The 18,068-nt window shown below is 59.7% G+C and carries 15 protein-coding genes; 6 read left to right on the plus strand and 9 right to left on the minus strand.

The annotated features are described in order from the left end of the window. Positions 1-268 precede the first annotated feature (268 nt). Positions 269-745 carry a helix-turn-helix domain-containing protein gene (locus DIE02_RS33190; RefSeq protein ID WP_260441550.1) on the plus strand — a complete coding sequence of 159 codons (477 nt, stop codon included), beginning with the start codon at positions 269-271 and terminating at the stop codon, positions 743-745. 139 nt (positions 746-884) lie between these two features. Here DIE02_RS33190 and DIE02_RS36265 read toward each other — a convergent pair whose 3' ends face one another. Continuing rightward, the gene (locus DIE02_RS36265) at positions 885-1,112 is read right to left on the minus strand and encodes a 5'-nucleotidase (protein WP_260441551.1); all 228 of its coding nucleotides are present in this window, start codon (positions 1,110-1,112) and stop codon (positions 885-887) included. Positions 1,113-1,140: 28 nt separating this feature from the next. Further along, entirely contained in the window at positions 1,141-1,509 is a 369-nt protein-coding gene (locus DIE02_RS36270; RefSeq protein WP_260441552.1) for a 5'-nucleotidase, read from the minus strand. A 69-nt stretch (positions 1,510-1,578) separates the two neighbouring features. On the opposite strand from DIE02_RS36270, the gene DIE02_RS33200 reads away from it, so the two are divergent. The 5 genes from DIE02_RS33200 (at position 1,579) to DIE02_RS33220 (ending at position 9,948) form a co-directional block, all read left to right on the plus strand. Further along, a complete protein-coding gene (locus tag DIE02_RS33200; RefSeq protein WP_311766919.1) occupies positions 1,579-2,730 on the plus strand; it encodes a WYL domain-containing protein in 1,152 nt (383 codons plus the stop codon). Positions 2,731-2,932: 202 nt separating this feature from the next. Further along, positions 2,933-4,195 (plus strand): hypothetical protein, encoded by a 1,263-nt coding sequence (locus DIE02_RS33205; protein ID WP_124530241.1) that lies wholly within the window; start codon positions 2,933-2,935, stop codon positions 4,193-4,195. After that, positions 4,192-6,192, plus strand: a complete 2,001-nt coding sequence (locus DIE02_RS33210; protein ID WP_124530242.1) for a hypothetical protein — start codon at positions 4,192-4,194, stop codon at positions 6,190-6,192. The genes DIE02_RS33205 and DIE02_RS33210 overlap by 4 nt, the downstream gene beginning before the upstream one ends. Then, the gene (locus tag DIE02_RS33215) at positions 6,189-9,656 is read left to right on the plus strand and encodes a helicase-related protein (RefSeq protein ID WP_221623428.1); all 3,468 of its coding nucleotides are present in this window, start codon (positions 6,189-6,191) and stop codon (positions 9,654-9,656) included. Before DIE02_RS33210 ends, DIE02_RS33215 begins: the two co-directional genes overlap by 4 nt. A gap of 148 nt (positions 9,657-9,804) precedes the next feature. Beyond that, positions 9,805-9,948 carry a DUF445 family protein gene (locus DIE02_RS33220; protein ID WP_124530243.1) on the plus strand — a complete coding sequence of 48 codons (144 nt, stop codon included), beginning with the start codon at positions 9,805-9,807 and terminating at the stop codon, positions 9,946-9,948. Between the two features lie 104 nt (positions 9,949-10,052). On the opposite strand, the gene DIE02_RS33225 is transcribed toward DIE02_RS33220, so the two are convergent. From DIE02_RS33225 to DIE02_RS33255, 7 genes are all read right to left on the minus strand, one after another. Beyond that, complete coding sequence (locus DIE02_RS33225; protein ID WP_124530244.1) at positions 10,053-11,690, minus strand: ATP-dependent helicase; 1,638 nt, start codon at positions 11,688-11,690, stop codon at positions 10,053-10,055. Positions 11,691-12,125: 435 nt separating this feature from the next. Continuing rightward, positions 12,126-12,773 carry an EcsC family protein gene (locus tag DIE02_RS33230; protein ID WP_124530245.1) on the minus strand — a complete coding sequence of 216 codons (648 nt, stop codon included), beginning with the start codon at positions 12,771-12,773 and terminating at the stop codon, positions 12,126-12,128. A gap of 944 nt (positions 12,774-13,717) precedes the next feature. Further along, the gene (locus tag DIE02_RS33235) at positions 13,718-14,470 is read right to left on the minus strand and encodes a hypothetical protein (protein WP_124530246.1); all 753 of its coding nucleotides are present in this window, start codon (positions 14,468-14,470) and stop codon (positions 13,718-13,720) included. 176 nt (positions 14,471-14,646) lie between these two features. After that, a complete protein-coding gene (locus DIE02_RS33240; protein ID WP_124530247.1) occupies positions 14,647-15,474 on the minus strand; it encodes a Sir2 family NAD-dependent protein deacetylase in 828 nt (275 codons plus the stop codon). Beyond that, positions 15,471-16,382, minus strand: coding sequence for a 5'-nucleotidase (locus DIE02_RS33245; RefSeq protein WP_124530248.1), 912 nt, complete (start codon positions 16,380-16,382; stop codon positions 15,471-15,473). Before DIE02_RS33245 ends, DIE02_RS33240 begins: the two co-directional genes overlap by 4 nt. A 231-nt stretch (positions 16,383-16,613) precedes the next feature. Beyond that, positions 16,614-17,510, minus strand: coding sequence for a hypothetical protein (locus tag DIE02_RS33250; protein ID WP_260441553.1), 897 nt, complete (start codon positions 17,508-17,510; stop codon positions 16,614-16,616). 66 nt (positions 17,511-17,576) lie between these two features. Further along, the coding region (locus DIE02_RS33255; protein ID WP_148093148.1) for a transposase at positions 17,577-18,068 on the minus strand (492 nt) is incomplete at its 5' end.

Consider the following 18,068-nt stretch of genomic DNA (forward strand, 5'->3'; position numbering starts at 1 on the left):
GCGGATTCGATTCCGCGGCGGCATGAACAACGATGTGTATGCATCGATCACGACTCCGGTGCCGGCGATGCATAACCTCATTCGACATCAAGACACCGTATGTCCGAACGGGCATCGACAATACCCACTCGACAACAACAGGACAATATTCTCGATGCCATTCTCATCGGACATGCGGTGCTCGACGTTCCAGGCTTGGAACTGCCTCCCGAAAGACGATTCGGATAACAAAGTACATCTGTCTATCAATGCACGGCGAGACCAACCGATGGCTGACGACCTCACTTTCAATCACGGGGCAATCAACCCCGCCGCCATGAAAATTCCACTGAACGAGCGGCCCATGTCCGAGAAAATGCAGCATGTGGCCAACTGGATCGCGTGCAACTTCGACAAACCCGTCAAGGTGCGACAGGCCGCCGATCTCGTCGCGATGAGCGAGCGCACCCTGCTGCGTCACTTTACGAGCGAAATCGGCGTGACACCCAGCGCCTATTTGATGCGTGCCAGGCTGGCACGTGCGTGCGCGATGCTCGAATTCACCGCACTCCCGGCAGACTCGATCGCTCGACGTTGCGGGCTCGGGAGCGGCGAGCATCTCGCGCGCCTGTTTCGCCAGCACTTCGGCAAGACCCCGATCGAATATCGGCGAGCACATGCGCATGCGGGCATGCGGGCAGCGGAGCGCGACTGCGCAAGCGACGCACCCGAACCTTTTTCGCGCGGTGACGCTGCCGGCCGCTGATGCGAACGAAGTCCTCGCGCCGGACGCGATTTCAGAGGCGCGAGGTTGCAGCTACCATACGAGCCAGCCGAGTGCCGGCGAAGCAGAACAGGAAATGACAGGCAATCGGCCTGGAAATCGATTCGATGCATGCCGGAATCTAAACGAGCGACGGGCGGCCCGGCGCCCGATTCAATCTCGGCAACCTTTGGTGCAGCGCGCTGTAGGACTCGTTGTTGATGCCGTAGCGCACATGCCCCGTCGTTATATGTCGCGACGCTGGCTTGCAATTGCGAACGTGGCCGTCGAAGAAGATGTCGGGCCGCGATTCGACGAGGAAAGGCACCTTGGGCAGGCCGCCGAGAAACATCGCCTCGTCGATGGTCACGCCCCAAGCTGGCGCCCATCGGGCCCAGCTAACGATGCGGCGCCGCACCGCTCGTGAATATCGCACGCCCGATTGCGAGCCCGTTATGCCGTACCGACGTGTACACCCGAAGGCTGGTCACCGGATCGTTGCGCGACAGAATCGCGACCTCGACGTCTTCCGCGCCGTTCGTGTTGAATGCAAGCAGCTTGCGCACGAGCGGAAACGCGGCCCCGGGACCGGCCGGCACTTCCAGTCGCGCCGCCTGAATCGCGCAATACGCGGCCGTGTCGTCCTCCCGGAACAACCTGTTTTCTTCCGCGAAATCGAAGAGCACCCGTGCGAACACGGCAACCGTCACATTACCAATTGCATTCATCGAACCTTCCGTCGGCTGACAACGCATCTTGCGTTGCATTCGGGACATTTATCGTCCCGATCCGTCTCGCCGATTTCGCCGTCTCACTGATCGAAAAGGGGACACTGAATGACCCTGTTCACCATACAATCGTTAAAAATGGCCCAAAGGCCAAAACAACGACAACGACCACATTCAACGGGAACAGGCATGGCCACCTCGAATCTTGACGAAGCAATACTTCGCATCCTTCCAACAGAACGGGATTCGGAACCATGGCTTGCGACACCCGAGGTACATCGGCGCCTGGAGGACCGCGGGCACCGGGTCGGTTACATCAGGAAGGTTCGGCGACATCTCGCGACACTGGAAAAGGACAACCTGGTCGTCTCGATCGAGAACGGCCGTGAGTTGCTCTGGCAGCGCAAGCCGTGGCTGGGGGGAACGCGTGAAGCAGTCAGCCTGATGAGCGCCTCCGAAGCCGTGGCCTTTCACATCCTTCAGCGCTTTGCCGGAGACAAGCTGCCCAACGCGGTGACCAAAGACATTGAGCCGCTCTTCAAGGCGGCGGAAATCCGCCTTTCACGGGAAAAGGATGACAGCCGGCGCTATCGCGCATGGGCGGACAAGGTCGATTCGGTCGATGGGAACTTTGCGCTCAGACGCCCCCCGCTCAACTCGGAGATTTTCCAGACCGTCGTCACGGCAACGTTCTTCGAACGGGAATTGCTTGTGCAGTACCGTCCCGCATACAAGGCCGACCCACCGGACGAGACTAAACCGAGCCCCTTGTGGCCACTGGCGCTCGTCGAGTCGGGCGGCGTCATGTACATGGTCGCGCAAAATCCCGCCCATGCTCCGCGGCCCGAGGCCGGCAAGACGAAGTGGCTGCGCACGCTTTATCGCCTGGATCGCATCACCTCCGCTGTCGAATCGGGCGAGACCTTCGACTATCCGGACGACTTCAGGTTACGTGCCTATATCGACGCGGAACAGGTTTTCGACTTCCTGCCGGAACCCCCGGCACTGCTGGAGCTCGCGTTCGAAGGGAGTGCGGGAAATCACTTGAAGGACACGCCGATAGCCAAGGACCAGAAGGATGAAACGATGCCGGATGGTCGATTAAAAATAACAGGCATGGTCGTTCCGAGTCTCAAGTTGAGATGGTGGTTGCGCTCGCTGGGTTCCGCCGTGGAAGTGCTCGCGCCGCAGGCACTGCGTGACGAATTCGCGCGCGATTACGCGCAACTGGCTAAGCGCTACGGGCCGATGAACGGCTAACGGCTGCAGGCAGCCCTTCGGTCATACCGGCTCAGATGCGGATACCGCGTGCAGGTTGACGGGCCGGCATTCAGGACGCTGCGCGCTCACGTCAACACACGCTCTCGCGTTGCACGCCGGAAATGAATCCGCACAACGGCATCCTGCCCGGATGGCTACCTGTTCTCAATAAAAAACGACCTCTGGATGTGAAAGATCCCATATGAAGTTCACGGAATATGTCGTGCTGGATCGCGCGGCGCAGGCCATCGATCCATTAGGATTTCGTCGGCCCGCTGGTGCGTTGCAGGACTTGCTGTTTCCGCAGTTCACGGTACTGACACTGCGTCCGGCGTACCTCGGCGCGCTGTGTTGCTTTCTCAAGATCCTCGACGAAGGGGAGCTTGGCGACACGGCCGGTTTCGCGCGTCGGTTCCGCGTACTGGAAATCTTCTGGGGCATCGCGAACGCGAAGGCGGACGCCCCAGTGATCAATATCACCAAATACCGGGAGCTGTGCGAAGGCGATATTAAGCTCTCGGCGATTCCGAAGAGACACTCGATCTATCAGCGATTGTCGTATGGCACGCTCGGCCATTACACCAGCGCGGCAATCCGATGGGGGCTCGTCGACAAGCACGGCAAGCGCCTGGAACCACATGGCGCCGCGCTGGCGGACGGCTTCTCGTCCAGACGCTCCAGCGTGCCGCTGCGCGACGCACTCACACGCTGGGCTCGCGCCGAATCGTTCTCGCCGGAGGAAATGGAGGCATTCGGCAGGAATTTTGGCATCACCGCGCCCGCGTCATCGCGCGAACAGCAAACGTGGAAGCAAGTCATCCGTGATTGGTGCGCCAAGAATCCGCGAACGGCGCCGCTCTGGATTGCGCCCATCCAGAGCGGCGACATTTCGGCCAAAGATGCCGGGCACGCGGATTACGTCGCCTTCTTCCAGTTGCTTCGCCACACGTACCCCGGCTTGAAGAACGAGATCGATGCACTCTGGAACTTCGAACGCCTTTCGGCGGCCTCGCTATTCATATTTGAATTGCGCGTCGCATCCATGGAATTCGGCGGCGGCTTCGAGAACGCTACACCGCCCGACCCTCACGCCCTGGCCGCGCATATTGTCGCGTTGGCCAGCGCATACATGACAGCACCCGTGTTCCAGGATGCGCGAGCGCTTTTCCGGACCCTGTCCGATTGCCGCCCCGACTATCACGCGTTGACACGATGCATCGTCGAGCATCACATCGAGCACCAACGCGCCAAAGGCACGTCGCCGATCATCGATCACGAAGAGCTGATCGTGATGGGACGTGTCGACGCCGAGACGATGCGTCAGACCCTCTCAGACACGCAGAAAGCACACGACATGAAAGATTGCCTAGACAGGATCCAGTTCCGGTATCGCCGCCAATGGCACTTCGACAAATGCCGCCACTGGTACGACTGGGCCGAAGATCGGACGGAGGCCCAGCAATGACAACCCGGATTGCCTCGCTGCGAGATCACTTCGGTGAAATCTTCGAGCGTTCGGATCGCGATCCGATCCAGCATATTGTCGCCCTCACCTACGAATTTGACGACCAGCAGGTGCTCAACCTGAGCGCGCTCCAGCCACTCGGCAAGCCGTTCGAGCCGCGCATGACGCATCTGGCGCGGATAGCGCAGACAGTGCCGGTCATGATCTATGACGCGCGCAAGACCGGTGCCGATTTGAGGCTGCCGCACTTCATGGAGTTGTTGCCCGTCCGCATGCCGGCATACACCTGCCATCATCCCAAGGCCTACTTGGTCATCACCGCTTCAAGCATCCATTTGGTGATTGGCTCGATGAACCTCACGCGGTCGGGTCTGTTTGCCAATCGCGAGGTATTCGACACATTCCGCTGGACCGACAAGGAGGCGGAAGATCGGGGGGTGCTGGCTGAATTTGCAAGAATCCTGCGAAACGGCTACTCGCCGTTCGACTCCGCACCGCTCGCCGCAGCACTCACGGAGATCGAGCGGCGCCTCGAGCGCTGGCGCGATCTTCCGGACACGGGTCAAGCCGTGCTGATTCACCAGGGTTATGACGCACGGCACGGCCTCGCAGCTCTCGCTGAGCAGTGGACGGCGACCTACGGATATCACGCTTCGCCCGAACGGATCATTGTCGTATCGCCCTTCTTCGACAGCACGCCGGAAGGTCGGGTACTGGTCGACGTTATGCGCGAGACTTTCCCGCAACTGACGCAGCTTGACGTCATCACGGACGAAGCCGTTTCAGCGTATCTCTGTCAGCGTCACTTCCATGGCTTCGCGTCTACGCGGCTTTCTTTGATCCCGAAGAGTATTTCCGGTCAGGAACGTACGCGCATCGAACAAGCGAACCAGCCGATCGACACGACCGACCATGCAATCGAACGCAAGCTTCACGCCAAGATCGTGATCCTTGCCCGCGGCGACGACGCGCTCGTTTATCTCGGCAGCGGCAATTTCACGCGCAAGGCCTGGCACGGCGGCAATCGCGAGCTCGGCGTTGCGCGCCCCAGTCGCGGAAACGTCGACTCACTGCTGAAAAGCCTGTGCCGCAGCCTGTCGGTCGACGAATCCGACCGCTTCCACGCGTTGCCGGCCACTCAGCCGGCAGCCATTGCGCCGTCCGACGACGACTACGTATCGCTACCCCACTATCCCGACTTCGTGCAAGGTATCGAATTGCGCACCTCGGAGACGCCCGATCACATGGTGTTCGTCGTGAAGGCGCCGGCAAACCAGGTCGATCGACTCTCCCTATACAACGTCACGTGGGGCGCTGTTGATTTACGTTTCCACGACGGTCTATCGCAGGCTCTTGACCGGGGGCTGCTGGCCCGTTGCCTACTGGGCGGACGAAACCTGCGATTCAGCCTGCGTGACAATCCGTCGCTGCACCACTATCTGCCATTCCGGCACTCGACGGAATTATTCGCGCACCGCGAGCACTATGTCTTTCCGACGGCCGAGGACTGGATGTACCACCACCTCTACCCGGACCAGCCGCTCGATCGCGACCCCGACGAGTACATACCTGGCGACTCACCGGCTATCGAGGACGATCCGGCGGTCCTTGCCGCGGCAACCCGCGACCAAAACCCGGTCATTCGCATGCAGGGCTACCTGAATCTGTTCTCGCGTATCGAAAAGGAATTCGGCAAGCGTGCGAAGTCCTGCGCCGAAACGACCGTCTCAGAGCTTGCCGAACGATGGGAGCGGGAGATTGCATCGCCGCTTGTTACCTTTGCCGAGGTAATCGCGCATGAAAGCAAGGCGGCGCCCACGTCTACCGATACCGCTTTCAAGCTCGGCGAACTTGCACTGCTCGCCTCCAGGCTTGCATCGATCCACAACGCGGGCAAGCCGCTGCTCGATCGCCTCCGCGCGATGCTGCCTGCCGACGATTCCGACCGCGTCGTTAGTGAATACCTTCGGTTCTGCCATTCGCAAATCCAGCCATGACATCGATAGACTTCGACAAGATCATCCGCACGACGGCCCCTCGGCGCGAATATCAGGCGGACTGGACGCGGCAACGCGAAACCGCCAAGGCATTCCTGTCACGCTTTGAAGACGGCTTCGATACCCAGCTCCTTGCCGATGAGGTCGGCATGGGCAAGACGTATGTGGCGATGGCGCTGCTCGGGGCGATGCTGAGAGGAAAACCCAGGAGTCAACGCCGCGCGCTCCTGATCACGCCACCCAGTGCCGTCCTGCGCTCGAAGTGGGAGCAGGAGCTACGCAGCTTTGGCGACACGTATCTCGGCACCGAAGGCAAGAAGGTGGCACCGCTGCGGCCGTTGATCGTCAGGGACTATTGGCAGTTGGTGGCCAATCTGCACGACTACGACAACGATCCGGTGGGTCGAGTATCGGACCGACGCCAGGGAAGCGTTCTAAATTCGTTCTGGATCTGGTGCAGGACCAATCAGTTATTGCGCCATCCCAATACGAACTTTCGCGCTAACGACGGCTACGACCGAAACTCGGAGGCCGCATTGACCTTTACTTCAGAAATATCGATCTCCGGTTGGTGGGCCTTTCTGGATGCGCTCAGGGCGGCTCAAGAGCCGTTGGTTCGCGAGATGGCATCCCGGCTTCAGACGTATGAATACGGCGACGCACTCGCATGGCTCAACGGCGTTTTCAGGGAGTTCACTGCGCAACAGAGCCGCTATGTTCCGGAAGTTCTCATTCTCGGGATGTCCGGGCTGCGGCGACCAAAGCTCAATCAGTGGGAAACGCAACGATTCTGTACCTTCTTGCTCGGCGTCCTCCTCGCAGGCGCGTGGAAACAGACGCGAGACCCCATCATCAAGGCACTGGACGACGAGAACGTAATCGTGTCCGGGATGACCAGCGAGAAGCTCAAGCAGCTCGAGCGCGCCGATCTGTACAGAACACGCCACTGCGTGAAGCGTGTCATGGACAAGAGCGAGAGGTTGTCGAGCGAATGGGACAGACTGCGCGCCAACCCGGATGCACACGCCATTCGCGCGTTTTTCAGGGAGCTAATGGATGCAGTCATCCTGGAGAAGATCGCCGAATCCGGCATCGAGCTGGCCGTGGTAGACGAAGCGCACAACTGGAAGGACGGCAACAACGGGGGGGACACCTTCAAGACAGTCTTCGCCCCGTCCATTCGTCACAAGCTGCTGATGTCGGCCACACCATTCCAGCTTGCCGAAGGCGAGATGCGCCGCGTTTTCGATCGCGCGGCCATGCCGGGCAGCCGAACCCAGGCGGTCCTGTCCGAAATTTACGCACCACAAGGTGTCGTCACGCAATGCCTGGCGGCCAATGACCGCTTTCGCAAGCAATGGGACCGTCTGGCAGACGATCCCGATGCAGTATCGGTACTGCACGAGACGACCACCGGCGCTTCCGCGGCCATCATGAGCGAGCGCATCAAGGTGCTCGCCGAAGACCGGCTGGCCAATCCTAATGTGCGCGCCATGTGCGATGAAGCATTGAAGTACCGCGACGCGGTCCACAAGTTGACCGATGCTCAACGCTCGATCGTGATCCGCCACACGAAGTCCCGAGCTCATCGCGCCTTCCACGCAGGTCAAGACTTTACGAAGATCGATCTGCAACCGCAGCGAACGGCACTGTATGAAACTCGCGGCATGGCCGAAAATGCCGACGCGTTTATCCATTACCTCGCCATGCGGCTCGATCAGCAGCTTCGCATCCGCGGCAAATCCATCGACACAGCCAACGCACATTTGATGGGCGGACTGACATCGAGCAAGTCCGCCTTCAAAAGCAGTGCGACGGCGCTCAAGGATATCCCGGTGCACGTGGATGCCGTCACGCAAGGCTACATCACCATGTTCGACAACGCGCTTCAGCATCATGAGCACCCGAAGGTTCGCGCCACGGTGGACAAAGCGCTCGCGAATTACCGGAATGGACGCAAGACGCTGATATTCTGCGAACGCGTGGACACGCTCAAGGAGATCGAAGGCCTGCTGCGCGACGGCATGGAGAAGGCATCATCCAGCGGAGCGTCCGGATTTGTCGAGCGGCGCAAAACAATGCTCGAACGTTCCGAACTCGTCGACATGCGGCTGATGCGCATGTTGTGGCTATGCCGCTCCGCATCCGGTACGGACGAATTCTCAACCAGGGTTGCAGGGATTCAACCGGCAGCGATGGAGTTTGCGGCAAGTACGCTGGCGTGCATCGGGGTCAACGTTACGCCACGTCGTGTGCATCGTCTGATGGATATCTGGGCCGTCACCGAGGTAAGGGGCCGCTTTGCACCTCCGAAGGCGACTCATACGCTTCTCGCTGCGCTAAGCGATGCCTTTCATGACCAGCAGCAATATGACCATGGGCTGGTGCGGTCAATTCTCGGCGCCGAGATCGGAAAACCGGCCGACGTCGCGGCTGTCCGCACGGAAGTACTACCACATGCCGAAACCTGGTTTGCCGATACGATCAATATCTGGGAGGGAACAGATAGCGCGGCGTTCTACAGTCTGATATGGCGCCTGCTCGAAAACGAAGCGGCCATGCTGCTGCAGAATGACGGTAAGCCAGCGGATGTCGCAAGATCGTTCTACGACACCTACGTAGCACTGCAGCGAGGACTGAGAAAGGTCATCCTGCGCCCGGACTTGTTCCGCGAATACGTCAAGGACGTGGTGCTGTCCGATCGCGCCGCCATCGCCCCGGAGCAACTCGCGAACGCGGTATACCTCGGCATTCGTGCGCCGCGCGGCGAGGGTGAATCGCCGTGGAGCCGAATGCACCGATTTGTGAGTGCACTCGTTGAAGCCAACGGCAGCATCAATCCTCATGCGTCGACCAATACCCAGCGCCGCAGCCTGTGGCGCGGAGTCAATATCCAGCCGACTCGCCATGGCGCCAACGATGACGAAGGGGAGGCGAAGGTCGGAGACGATGATTTCGCAGTTCAAACTCTATACGGCGCGATCAAGCCGGATCGGCGCGTTGTCCTGTGTGCAGCGTTCAACTCCCCCCTTGCCCCCGACATTCTGATCTGCACCTCGATCGGCAGTGAGGGCATCGATCTTCACAAGGAGTGCGCGGAGGTCATTCATCACGACCTGCCATGGAACCCCGCCAAGCTCGAACAACGCATCGGACGTGTCGACCGCGTCGGCAGCCTCGCAGAAACATCGGGCCAATGGGTTCGTGTCGGCATACCGTTCCAGGAGCAAAGCTACGAGAGGTTCCAATACAGCGTGCTGCTTGCGCGCGCCCAACGCTTCCAAGTGCTGCTGGGGAAGCCTGACTTCGAGCTGAATTCCCTGGACGAGGAATCAGGGGACGATAACGACGGTGATGTGAAGGAGCTCGAGGCAGATCTCGATGCCACTAACGACGAGCCGTCCCCATCATTGCCCGAGGGATTTTTGCAATGGCTATCCGTTGACTTGTCCCTTGCCCGATGAAATCCAGGCCTCAAACGCACTGGCGAGTGGCGGCCGCGGCGATGAGCGCAACCATGGCGCTTGCGTCCTGCATGCTTACCCGTCGTCGATTACCTGAACGATACCGGACGAACTGCGCCCAAGGATCGGTGGCTTCATCTCGAGCAAGATGAAAGACTGGAAGAATCACGAGATCGTGGAGAAACTCGAGCTGAACATCGGTCGTGACCTTCAGTTCATCCGTCTGAACGGCACGCTCATCGGCAGTCTCATCGGGCTGCTGATCCACACGATTACCGTGGTCCTGCATTAGGACGACGTGGGGTGGCGCGCGAATGATGCCAATTCTCGTCAGGATCATTCGCACGCGTCCTTTCAACAGGGATCTTCCCGAACGCGGCCGGGTAATCCGCGCCCTCAGGCGTCAGGATTTCCCGCGGCAGCCAGGCGCCGCTCCAGCGCCTGTGCTGCCGCCTCGGACATCACGACTTCCACGTGCATGCGCGCCCTCGTCAATCCTACAAACAGCAGACGCGGCCACAGCGCGTCGGATTGATCGAAATCGACCTCGGTGAGCACAATTGCGGGCGCGGACTGCCCTTTGAACCGACGCACGGTTTCGATCGTCAGGTCACCCTCGGAGTAGACAGGTTGCCCGAGCTTGTCATAGTCTCCCGTGAATTTCACAAACGTCCATTCCGCCAGCGTGTCTTTTACGAGCAGTTCCGAGTGCCCCCGTCCACGCCAGCACAACACGACAATGTCCTGGAGCGGGTAGCCGAGTTGCACGCACCTGCGAACCGCATCGGCGGTCGCGTGCGCAACGCTCTTCTTGTCTGAGCCATAGACCGAAAATTCCGGTGGCACTCCGGTCAGAGGCGCACATGACGCAATCGGCTCGTCGGTCAGCCGCAAAAGATTGATCGTCTCGGCGATTCTGCGCGGGCTTCGATAGTTTTCCCGGGCGGTAATTACCACGGCATCGCCGATTTCGATCTCGGCCCGATCCGGGTAGACGCATTGCTCGGGGTCGTCGAGCATGTAAATGCGACCGTTCTCGTGCACGCGCGAGATCAATGACTGCACCCATTCCGCCTGCATGTCCTGCAGTTCATCGATCACCAGCACGTCGAGATCCGGGGTGGCTCGCTCCTGCTCGTCAAGGTAGCGCCTTGCGAGTTCTTCGAAGTCTGGCTGTATGCGCGGTCGACCTGCTGCCTTCCAGCACAGCTGGTGGAAGCTGCTCACCTCGACGCCCGATGGCGCGAACTCTCGCATCTGATCGGCCAGCGGCCGGTTGAAGCAGACATAGGATGCCTCTTTCCGGGCGACTCGGGCCTGTCGTAGTAGCGCGAGCGCCAGTTGAGTCTTGCCCGACCCCGCCGTCGCCCGCACATGGAAGACACCGCTCGCAACGTGAATGCGCGGTACCCACCGCGCCAAGCCGCCGGAAATGGCGTCGACTCGCCGCTGGAGCGTCCCCACCAGCGCCGAAATGTCGGGCTGGACGGGCATGCGGTCGAGCAGGAACGCCCGCACCTGCTCTTTGGTCGGATCGGGCCGGCCGGCCCCTAGCCGGCGCTGTATGAAACCAACAAGGTCCTTGCAGTCATCCGCGTCCGCGATTCGCTCACGCGGGTAGCCGATTGTGCCTGCATCGCCGATACGGTAATGAGGCAACACGAGGCAATGCAACAGGCGCACATCGAGACCTTCCGTTTTCAATCGCTGTAAGATCGAGCCGAACTGCCAGCCAGCCTGCCGACCGATATCCTTCCGTTGTGCGCCGTATTGCTTAAACATGCCATCGACGTTCGCCTCGATCTCTCCCGCCTTCACCTCCAGCACCGCGATGTCACCGGCGCTGTTGATGACCACGATGTCAAGCTCGCCATGGCTGTCGTGATGAGGCTCGGCACGTGTCCAGTCGACGCCATGGAACAACTCGTAGCATTCGGGCAGGCCGTCGGCCAGTCGCCGGAGCACATCGAATTCGACATGCTCGCCTGCGGACGTCACATGAATTTCTGAAAGTGGAGGATGAACTTTGGCCATGTTCTTTCCGGTTGATCATGCTCACGCGTGATGCATTGGCAAGCAATCATGCGGAGCCTGTGCTTCCGATATCTCTGAAACCTACCAGAACCGCGAGCAAATGTGCTCTGCCTTTTTTGCCCGACAACCCGAGCGATGATCTCGGGTTATCGCTTTGTCATGCCCATGGTGCGCCGTGGCTTGGTGCAGGATCACCTGCCACTTCACGCTTGCAACGAGCACCGGTTCGTATCGATCTGTCGCACCGGAGCTTTGATCAAGGCGCGGTGAATCGGATACCACGCCGAGCGGCCTCACGGCCCGCTCGGCTGCCTGCCGCCCGAGCAAATTGCCAAGGCACATGCGGAGCATCAGTTTCTTGGCCTCGGACTCTGCCCGCGATTCGAACTAGGGCCAGGAACAGACCGACTCCAACTCGGTCTATCATCAAGGCTGTCACTCGACGTTTTCGACAATCTTTCCGGTAATAAAGATATCGCGCGCTGCATTACCGATCATGTTAGTTACCGTGGCATCAAACGCCGCGCCGATCACACCACCAAGGAACGGAACCATCTTCGTCAGATTAACCACGCCAGTGCTGCCGGCCTTTGTGACCAATCTGAATCCCACCGCCTGATTGATCTTGGTGATGACTGCCCCGCTAATCTTGTTGATGGCGATCTGAGCGGCCTTCTTGCCGGCCTGGATGCCGACATCGCGCAGGATCTCCATTGTCCCGTCGCCGGCCAGACAAGCCAGCACCAGCGTTCTGATCTTGTCGTTCTTTAGATCATGACCACCCATTTTTGCGATGGCGGCGATCATCCGGATTTGCACATACAACACCGAGGCCAGGTTGGCCGGGATCATAACCGGCATCGTTGCGAAGCCACCAAGCCCCGTGACGAAGCCGGCAGCGCCGGCTTTCGTATTTTGCCAACGGATGAGCGAGTCGACCTTTTCGACCAGCGTCCCGTCTTGCATCGAATATTCAGCGGCCATCTCTTCCGCCGAATCGGTGCCCATAACTCCATTAACGGCTTTATCGTAAGTCCACTGCAAAGCCTCGATGATTTTTTCTTGCGTAATAAGATCGCCCAAGATTTTTCCCGGAAATTTAAAAGGCTGGAAAATGCAGAATTAATAACAAAAACATCAAAATGAAACCCAGCCAGAAATTGTGCTGGCGCACACGATCGCCTCCAGGCACGCCGCAAATCCGTTTCCGATTGGCGGACCCCGAATGAGCAGCCTCTAGAACAACGTTGACATCTCCATCAAGATCGGCCTCGCCCTCCTCAAATATCGACAGCGATGTTTCTGTCAGTGGCCTGCTTGGGTATGTCCGCTATTCCAAGTGAAATGTGCGGCTCACGATTGCGTTACCGAGGTTAACGGCGCGGCGCGCGAAAACATGAGGTTGTGCGCCGTGAAATGCAATGCAGCGTGAATTCCGTTGCCCTACCCAGGAGCCGAGCGCCTACCAGTCGTGAGGCGTCGCTGATCTGCAGGGTCTTTCGCGGGCGTGGCGCAGCGCTTCGACCGCTTTCGCCTCCCCAAAATGCTCATCGTCGGGATGCGTCGGACGTCCGCGAGATCGAGCCGGCCGACCTGCCGGACCATCTGCATGAGGCGGCGGTGCATCCCACCGAGCACGCCTCGGGCCGATCGCCCTGCTCCGATGCGGTCCAGAAGGGCTCGTTCGACCGCTTGGCGAGCGGGCGGGCCGGCCTACCCCGCGCGCCACATCGCGAGTGCATTCGCATCTGGAAAGTCAGCAGATTCACGCCGGTCGTGGCAACTAAGGTCAGGCGTACTTTCCGGCCAGCTGGTTTGGCGCAATGATGACGCTGTAGTTGGTAATAGATTTCTTCACTGGTCGCTATTTTGAGGACTCTCCGCTAGGCCTTGTCACAGCTTGACCATCCTACTCCTGTAAAACGCAACGAAATCAACGGGAGGCCTACTTCCACCGCTCCTGTCGACGCAGCGTCTGGCAACTCCCACATCGCGGAGCTTGCGCTCGATTGCCCCGGTGCAGCGGTCTATTCTGCATCCATTCCCTTGAGCCACTCGATAAGAGCTTCTGCGGTCATCGGCTCGGACATTTTCGCCTCATCTGCAGCATCGTGAATCATTTCCACGAACTCGTCCGTATCCTCGGGATTCCCCGCCCACGACAGTTCCCACAGCACAGCATGGATAACCTGTGCGAGCGTCGGACTCGGCACCTGAAATGTGTGAAGCGTACGCGTAATGTCCTGACTGTCGGCAACGGTTACCTCGGCGTTAACCCGCAGGGGAAGGTTAAAAATATGACCGACCGGTGAAAACTTGATGGCCCACCGGATGCGGGTTCCCTTTGTGTATCGAAGAGAACCATCCTCGACTACGTCATCGCGCAATTCGTAACCCGCACCGCCAACCCACAGCCGGTGAACTCCGCGAAGCTCTTCCGTTTGGCTGTCCTTTTCCCAGTCGTAGAACAACTCGAGGTATTCGATGCCTTCGGGGTCGTAATCGCCCGTGTAGGCCTGTGTGTTTCCTTTCTTTGCCTCCCGCAGATATTCGGCCGCATATGCCCGGCTGAACATTTCGACTAACACGGGATTGCGGTCAAGCAGCGAGAAGATGTCACGTACGTAAATCTCCCCGACAAAGCGTACCGGCTCCATCACATACGCAACCGCGCTGTCAGTAACGTCGAGCGCGACGTAGGCGCGTTCGTCCCCCCCTTCATTCTGCACCCGTGCGGCATATTCGAGTTTGCCGCCTGCCGTCAACGTTAGTTCCCCCACGGGTCCTCCTGTTTAATTCGTGTTTGGCTTGTACCGCGATATTTCGTCGACGCGAACACAACATTTCCTGCGTGACCAACCAGCAATCAGCTTGATTGATGCCCCCTTGCCGCCGTTGCGAACGAGCGCGTGCCGATTACTCGAAGCGAGAAGTTGTCTTCAATCGTCCATACCCGTCAGGCGCCACGCAAAACTCTGTCTAACGCCTCGAGCGTCTCGAGCGCCGTCCCGCGAAGGCCAATGACATCCGCAGCATCTATGTGCGGTTCCCGCACGTTAATGCGGATAACGCGCGGACCGTGTCGCTCACTGAAGCGCCTGACCGTAGGCAGCGAAGTGCCGGCGCCGAGTTCCACGACGACAAGTTGTTTAACACCTCGCAGCCATCCGTCAAGTCTCACGAGCTGACTGTCCGTGCGGTCCGCCAGCCAACCCGAATCCCAGAACATCAGGATATTGGGTCGGGCCAGTCCTCCGCAGCGCGGACAGCGCGGGAATCCGTTCAGTAGCCGACACGCGCGTGTGTCCACGTCCGGCACAAGTCCGTCTGCCGGCCAGATGTTGGCCGAGCAAGGCTCCATGCACTGGAGGTAGTGGATGGACCCGTGGCATTCGGCAATGGCACTTTCCGAAAATTCAGCTTTCTGGAACTGGCCGTCCACGTTACTGGTATAGACGAACGCCCCGTTCTTCATCCGGCCGGCCCAGCGCCGAAGGACGGCAAAGCCCGGGTGAGGCTCGACGTGCCTGTACAGTGCAAGGCGATGACCGTAGAACCCCCAGGCGAGTGCTGGGTTCGTCCTGAACGCATCCGGATTCGCAATGCCCTCGAACCCGATGCGCGCATCGCCGAGTGCAGGATAAGCGGCCCACAGTCCCTGGTTGCCGCGAAAATCCGGCAAGCCCGAGTCCACGCCCATTCCCGCGCCGGCGGTGATAAGCAGGCCGTCTGCTTCGTGTAACCAGCCGGCCGCCCGCTCGAGCAATTCAGCGTCCACCATCATCGAAATGCAACCTCCGGCTCGTTGTTGATTCCATAAGGCACATGCCCCGTTGTGACGTGCCGCGACGCCGACTCGCAGTTGCGCAGATGGTCATCGAAGAAAATGTCCGGTCCAAATTCGGCAAGGAAAGGGGCTTTCGGCCGACCGCCGAGAAACATCGCTTCGTCGACCGCGACACCCCACGACATCAGCGTCCGAATCGCGCGCTCGTGTGCAGGCGCGCTTCGCGCCGTGACAAGCGCCGTCCGCACGGTAACGGGCAACTTGACCCCGTTCCGCAGCCAGCAAAGCGCATCGAGGAAAGGCTTCAACGGGCCCGGCGGCAACGGTGTGCGTGCATTGCGCACTTCATGGTCGATGAACTGCTCCAGTTGCATCAATCTGAAGATGCGCTCCGCCTCGTCACTAAACAGCACGGAATCGCCATCGAAAGCAATACGCAATTCGCCGTCGTCCTGCAGGCGTGTTGCAGCCGAAGGCTGGGGATAAACTTGGGCGGCAGGAAAACCTGCTGCCATGGCCGCACGAACATCGACCGCATTCGCCGACAGAAAGAGATTCGCTCCGAGCGGACCGAGATAACGATGCGGCGCCGCCCCGCTGGTAAAAATGGCGCGTCCGATGGGCAATCCATGATGCCGGGCCGAGGCGAAAACCCGCAGGCCGGTTACGGGGTCATTGCGTGAAAGGATCGCGACTTCGACATTGTCAGCACCGCCGCCGTTGAAGGCGAGGAGTTTGCGCACGAGCGGAAACGCGGCGCCCGGGCGAGCCGGTAGGTCGAGCCTCCCTTCTTGCAGCGCAAGATACGCGGACGGGTCGTCCTCTCGAAATGCCTGGTTCTCCTCTTCGAAGTCGAACAGCGCCCTCGCCGACACTGCGACCATCACCTTTTCGCCTGGAATCATTCGCACCTCCCTCGACGCACGGCAAAGTCATCGTACTGCGGATTTGAGACATTTCATGTCTCGTTCGAAACGTCGGTTACCCTCGGCCCAACCGCTTGCGGGCGTGTGCCGATGTCGCCGCCGCAAGACAATGCGCGCATCCCGGGTGGGTCCCCACCGGCTCAAGAGCGATAGCCATCCGCGCTCCCCTTTCCCGCAAAGCCAGGTTCAGTCGCGGTTGTCCCAGCCGAATCACCTGACGACGCGTAGGGCAGTTCGGTGTTGAGGTTTCGCGCGTCGCGGTGCCCACTCCTTAAGCAATCGCTCGTATTCCACAAGGTATTCCCGGCCGCGCATAATGAGACATTCGCGCTCCAGTTCGGCCTCGTCACTTTTTCCCGAGTGCACAAGTGCGGCGTACAGCACCGCCCTGAGGCGGATGTAAAATAGATGCGTCCTGCGCCCCGGGGCCAGAGCCCGCCGACATTCGCCTGGGAAGCCATCATCGATGGCCTGCAGCGTCGAGCGAGCCTTCCATTCAGCGATATCGTATTCGCGGTTGACAAGATGCGAAGCGGCGCCGACCGACCCAGCACACAGCAAGCCGGGCTGGTCGATGAACTCGTTCTGGGCGAGGTCCGCCTGGAAAATCTCCTGGCGCAACTGCGCCATGGCCTCGAATTCCTCGTCCGCGCGACGGGCAGCTTCGCAAGGGTCGATCCACGCATATTCCCGACCAGCGACAACACCGTTGCGGTAGCGGTAAAGCGGCTCTGCAATCGGAAGAAACGGCTTTGGCCCGGCAAGCGTCAGCCAGTCTCTTGATCCGAAGAGCTCCGCAGTCAACTGATAAGCATGAGGTGCGTCAAGCCGCAACGCCCCCTCAAGGCGACTAGCGAAGGTTCGGACGCTCACCCTGGGCAACGCGGCGAGCGGGGTATCGGATTCGTCCGGCTCGTAGCATGCCGGAAGCATGTCGATCAGGTCCCATGCCTGTTCTTCAAGGTTCTGCTGAGTCTGGATGTGGCTGAGTACCTCTTCAACCCGGCGCCAGCTCAGCATCACGCTCGCGCGGCCGATGGCGTCACGGCTGGTCTCGGGAGTGATACCCGGCAAAAGCATTTGCAGCCGCACTGCCTTTGCTTCCATTCGTCGCTTCAATTCCTCAAGGAACGGACTCAACGCCAGCCCTTCCCAAGGCGGCAATTTTAAGGTTCATCGAGGATTACCGGGGAACGCGGCGCGGATCTTGAGGAAGAAGTATTCGTCGTCGCGGTACCCGTAAGCCCGACGCTTGATGACCTTGATGGTGTTGTTGATGCCTTCAACGACGCTGGTATTGAGCGGATGGCGGCAGCGAGTAACGATTCCGTGCCAGTAGCCCTGCAGGCGCTCGGCGAACTTTTGCAGGGCAGCGATCCCGCTTTGTTGAGCCTGCTCGAACCATTGCTCCCAAGCCTTTTGCGCCCAGGCCGGTTTTTGGTAGAACCAGAGCCGCTTGAGTTCGTCGCGTAACACGTAGACGCATAACAGCGACTGATTGGCCGCCAGCAACTCCTTCAGGTGCACGGCCTGATCCGGTTTGAGGTTGTGGCGATTGCGCAGCAACAGCCAGCGGCTGGACTTCAGGACCTTGCGGGCTGGCTTGTCATGTCGGAGTTGATTGGCCTGATCGACCCGCACCCGATCGATTACTTCGCGGCCGTA

Source organism: Burkholderia sp. Bp8991, from assembly GCF_003853795.1.
Lineage (GTDB): Bacteria > Pseudomonadota > Gammaproteobacteria > Burkholderiales > Burkholderiaceae > Burkholderia.

What these genes read in the sequence shown, in the direction of transcription:
- DIE02_RS36270 (WP_260441552.1), bottom strand. Translation starts at nt 1,509, where the DNA reads ATGCAACGCAAGATGCGTTGTCAGCCGACGGAAGGTTCGATGAATGCA.
- DIE02_RS33245 (WP_124530248.1), bottom strand. Translation starts at nt 16,382, where the DNA reads ATGATTCCAGGCGAAAAGGTGATGGTCGCAGTGTCGGCGAGGGCGCTG.
- DIE02_RS33215 (WP_221623428.1), top strand. Translation starts at nt 6,189, where the DNA reads ATGACATCGATAGACTTCGACAAGATCATCCGCACGACGGCCCCTCGG.
- DIE02_RS33205 (WP_124530241.1), top strand. Translation starts at nt 2,933, where the DNA reads ATGAAGTTCACGGAATATGTCGTGCTGGATCGCGCGGCGCAGGCCATC.
- DIE02_RS33225 (WP_124530244.1), bottom strand. Translation starts at nt 11,690, where the DNA reads ATGGCCAAAGTTCATCCTCCACTTTCAGAAATTCATGTGACGTCCGCA.
- DIE02_RS33240 (WP_124530247.1), bottom strand. Translation starts at nt 15,474, where the DNA reads ATGATGGTGGACGCTGAATTGCTCGAGCGGGCGGCCGGCTGGTTACAC.
- DIE02_RS33200 (WP_311766919.1), top strand. Translation starts at nt 1,579, where the DNA reads ATGACCCTGTTCACCATACAATCGTTAAAAATGGCCCAAAGGCCAAAA.
- DIE02_RS33250 (WP_260441553.1), bottom strand. Translation starts at nt 17,510, where the DNA reads ATGGAAGCAAAGGCAGTGCGGCTGCAAATGCTTTTGCCGGGTATCACT.
- DIE02_RS33210 (WP_124530242.1), top strand. Translation starts at nt 4,192, where the DNA reads ATGACAACCCGGATTGCCTCGCTGCGAGATCACTTCGGTGAAATCTTC.
- DIE02_RS33190 (WP_260441550.1), top strand. Translation starts at nt 269, where the DNA reads ATGGCTGACGACCTCACTTTCAATCACGGGGCAATCAACCCCGCCGCC.
- DIE02_RS33220 (WP_124530243.1), top strand. Translation starts at nt 9,805, where the DNA reads ATGAAAGACTGGAAGAATCACGAGATCGTGGAGAAACTCGAGCTGAAC.